This is a genomic window from Mesorhizobium sp. M4B.F.Ca.ET.089.01.1.1 (assembly GCF_004022605.1).
GTDB classification, from domain to species: Bacteria; Pseudomonadota; Alphaproteobacteria; order Rhizobiales; family Rhizobiaceae; genus Mesorhizobium; species Mesorhizobium abyssinicae.
The window spans coordinates 1-852 of record NZ_RZOS01001008.1; the positions used below are offsets into that span (position 1 = coordinate 1).

Consider the following 852-nt stretch of genomic DNA (forward strand, 5'->3'; position numbering starts at 1 on the left):
GTTCTCGATGATGGTGATGGCATTGCGGAAAACCGGGCCGACCTCGGCCACCCAGGCGTCGTCGCTGCCGTGCCAGCGTCCGCGCGCCTCGAGCGAGAGGTACCGTTCCAGGCAGCCGCGGTTGCCGCATGGGCAAGGCTCGCCGCCGAACACGACCGGGATGTGGCCGATCTCGCCGGCATTGCCCCAGGCGCCTCGCAGCACGCTGCCATCATGCACCATGGCGCCGCCGAGGCCGACGCCGAAATAGAGGTAGTAGTAGTCGGAATATCCGGTGCCGAGGCCGTAGAGGCGCTCGCCCATGGCCGCGGCCGCCATGTCGGTCTCGAAGAAGGCCGGCAGACCCGTGGCCGTCGTCAGCCGCTCGCGCAGCGCCACGTCCTTCCAGCCGGTCATGGTCGTCGGGCCGATGAAGCTCATGGATTCGACGCCGAACGGGCCGGGCAGCGCCATGCCGACGCCAAGCACGCGTCCGCCCGCGCGCCGTCCGGCCAGGTCGCGGACCATGGCGCCGATCTGGTCGAACGCGTGGTCGGGCGTCACGTTGGGCGCTTCGCTGTGCATGCTTTCGATGACGTCGCCGCTGAGGTTGATCAGCGCCGCGTCGATGCCGAGGGGGGTGAGGTGGATGCCGACGGCATAGCCGCCTTCGGGATTGATCCTGAGCGTCGCCGGCGGCAGCCCGCGGCCTTTAGGCTCTTCACGCAGCGACAGGATGTAGCCTTGTTCCTCCAGTTCGCGCACGATGGTCGACACGGTCTGCACGGTGAGGCCGACGCCCCGGGCGATATCGCCCGGGGCGTCGGCCTCACCGTGCAGACCGTGTCGACCATCGTGCGCGAACTGGAGGAA

The 852-nt window shown here is 69.0% G+C and carries 1 protein-coding gene; it reads right to left on the minus strand.

The annotated features are described in order from the left end of the window. A partial coding sequence (locus tag EN780_RS35665) for an ROK family transcriptional regulator (RefSeq protein WP_133372930.1) occupies window positions 1-852 on the minus strand: 852 nt, incomplete at both ends.